4 protein-coding genes are annotated in these 2,541 nt (G+C 63.6%); 2 read left to right on the top strand and 2 right to left on the bottom strand.

The genetic code is table 11. From position 1 onward, the window contains the following. Both prmC and ABYW26_RS13235 read left to right on the top strand, forming a co-directional pair. The coding region (gene prmC / locus ABYW26_RS13240; RefSeq protein ID WP_372605385.1) for a peptide chain release factor N(5)-glutamine methyltransferase at window positions 1-562 on the top strand (562 nt) is incomplete at its 5' end. 287 nt (window positions 563-849) lie between these two features. Next, a complete protein-coding gene (locus tag ABYW26_RS13235) occupies window positions 850-1,326 on the top strand; it encodes a DUF4167 domain-containing protein (protein WP_372605384.1) in 477 nt (158 codons plus the stop codon). Between the two features lie 3 nt (window positions 1,327-1,329). Here ABYW26_RS13235 and rsmA read toward each other — a convergent pair whose 3' ends face one another. Further along, the gene (rsmA, locus tag ABYW26_RS13230) at window positions 1,330-2,172 is read right to left on the bottom strand and encodes a 16S rRNA (adenine(1518)-N(6)/adenine(1519)-N(6))-dimethyltransferase RsmA (RefSeq protein ID WP_372605383.1); all 843 of its coding nucleotides are present in this window, start codon (window positions 2,170-2,172) and stop codon (window positions 1,330-1,332) included. Between the two features lie 51 nt (window positions 2,173-2,223). Next, on the bottom strand, window positions 2,224-2,541 hold a 318-nt coding region (locus ABYW26_RS13225; protein ID WP_372605382.1), incomplete at its 5' end, for a 4-hydroxythreonine-4-phosphate dehydrogenase PdxA.

Here is a 2,541-nt window from a genome sequence, read left to right as displayed (position 1 = left end):
GCTGGACCCGCGCCCGGAAACCGAAACCGTCATCGAGCAGGCGCTGTCTGAACCGTTTGACACGGTGCTGGACCTTGGCACCGGCTCGGGTTGTATCCTGCTGACGTTGCTGGCCGAACGGCCCAGGGTTCGGGGGCGCGGTGTCGATCTGTCGCCTGCCGCACTGGAAATTGCCCGCGCCAATGCCCGCGCCCTTGGCGTGTCGCCGGAACTGGTGCTGTCGGATTGGTTCAGCGCCGTTGACGGCCAGTTCGACCTGATCGTCGCCAACCCGCCCTATATTTCCGACAGCGACATGGCTGGCCTTGGCCCCGATGTGCTGGACCACGAACCGCATCTGGCCCTGACCCCGGGCGGAGACGGTCTGGACCCTTACCGCATCATTACCGCGCAGGTTCTGCACCATCTCAAACCCGGCGGCCGCCTGATCGTTGAAATTGGCCCGTCACAGGGCGACCGGGTGCAGGCACTGTTTTCGGCCGCAGGTCTTGAAGATCCGCAAGTGCATACCGATCTTGATAACAGGCACCGGGTCGTGACTGGCCGGGCGCCGATGGTCTAAACCATCGAAAACTCGCAGATTCAGGGCGCTAACGGTGGTAAAACCGTTCAAAACCTGTATTTTTTGCTTGTCTTGCTGCACCCGGCATGGTTATTCGGATAAGACGAGGGACGGGATAGAATGCTCTGTCCCCCTCGCAGCAAGCCAAAAAACGCCGGATCAAATACAGTGCCGCCCATAGTTCGCGGTCATGGTTCGAAAAAAGCCAAAGCAAGGCTGGATAACAGAATAACATGAGATCATCCAAGTCACGTTCGCGGTCCAAGTCGAACCGCTCTCGCTCCACAATGGGCAATATTGTCAACCGCGTGTTTGACAGCTCGGGCCCCGAGGGCAAGGTTCGCGGCACGCCGCAACAAATCATTGAGAAATACAATCAGCTGGCCCGCGATGCGCAGCTCAGCAATGACCGCGTCGCGGCTGAGAACTTTCAGCAGCACGCCGAACATTACACCCGCCTGTTGGGCGAGGCCATGCGCGAGCAAGAAGCCCGTCGTGAACAGCACGAAGCCCAGCAAAGCCGCGATCAGCGCCCACAGCGCGAAAGCTATGCCGATGGGCTGGACGATCAGGACGATGTCTCGACCTTGATCGAGGCCGACGCTGACAGTGGCGAAGCCGATAGCGGCCTTGTCGAAACCCCCGAGGAAAAACCGGCCCCGCGCAAGCGCGCACGTAAGCCGAAACCGGCCCCGGTCGCCGAATCCGGCGACAACGCCGAGACCGCTGCGGACGAAACGCCTCAGGCGCCCGCCGCAGAATAATCGCTAGCCCGCCGCGACAGCCCGGGCCAGCGCACAGAATGCCTCGACAGACAGCTGCTCGGCACGCTCTGTCGGGGCGATTCCCACCGACCGCAAACGATCCTCGATATCCGGTGCCACGCCTTTCAGGCTGGCGCGCAGCATCTTGCGGCGTTGGTTGAACGCGGCAGCCACAACGCGGCTCAGAACTGCGGGATCGGCAGGATAAAGCGGCTCGCGCCGCGCCACCAGATGCACCACGGCCGAATGGATTTTCGGCGGCGGGGTAAAGGCTTCGGGTGGCAGGGTCATGACGATTTTCGCATCGGTCCGCCATTGCGCCAGAATCGCCAACCGGCCATAGGCTTTGCCGCCGGGCTGGGCGACGATGCGCTCGGCCACTTCCTTCTGGAACATCAGGGTCAGGCTTTGCCAGATCGGCGGCCAGACCGGCGGGGTCAGCCAGCGCACCAGCAATTCCGTGCCGATATTATAGGGCAGGTTGGCGACGATGCGGATCGGCGGGGTCAGATGCGCGGTCACATCCAGCGCCAGCGCATCGGCATTTATCACTTCCAGACGCCCGGGATAGGCCGCCGCCACCTCGGCCAGCGCCGGCAAACAGCGCGCGTCCTTTTCCACCGCCAACACCCGGCGCGCGCCCTCGGCCAGCAAACCGCGCGTCAAACCGCCGGGGCCGGGCCCGACCTCTAACACGTCGCAAACGGTCAGATCCCCGGCCTGCCGGGCGATCTTGGCGGTCAGGTTCAGGTCCAGCAGGAAATTCTGCCCCAGCGATTTCTTCGCGCTCAGCTCGTGGCTGGCAATCACCTCGCGCAGCGGAGGAAGCCCGTCTATCGTCGCCATGCCGGCCTCTTTTTCTTGGTCAAAATACTCATGCGCGCGCTTGCCCCCCGATCACCGGTCGCGGCTTTGCGCCAGCCGGTCGGCCATGCGCAGGGCGGCGATCAGGCTGGTCGGATCGGCCTTGCCTTGCCCGGCAATATCAAACGCGGTGCCGTGATCGGGCGAGGTGCGGATGAACGGCAGGCCCAGCGTCACGTTGACGCCGCCAGCGAAATCCAGCGTCTTGATCGGGATCAGCGCCTGATCGTGATACATCGCGATCGCCGCGTCATAGCCCGCCCGCGCGGCCCCGTGGAACATCGTGTCGGCCGAAAGCGGGCCCAAAAGATCGAACCCCTCGCGCCGCAGGGCGTCGAGCGCGGGGGCGAT

This window comes from Actibacterium sp., from assembly GCF_041584535.1.
Taxonomy (GTDB): Bacteria; Pseudomonadota; Alphaproteobacteria; order Rhodobacterales; family Rhodobacteraceae; genus Actibacterium_D.
The sequence above is the reverse complement of the archived record's forward strand: the minus strand, read 5'-3'. Positions and strand labels throughout refer to the sequence as shown.

What these genes read in the sequence shown, in the direction of transcription:
- rsmA (WP_372605383.1), bottom strand. Translation starts at nt 2,172, where the DNA reads ATGGCGACGATAGACGGGCTTCCTCCGCTGCGCGAGGTGATTGCCAGC.
- ABYW26_RS13235 (WP_372605384.1), top strand. Translation starts at nt 850, where the DNA reads ATGGGCAATATTGTCAACCGCGTGTTTGACAGCTCGGGCCCCGAGGGC.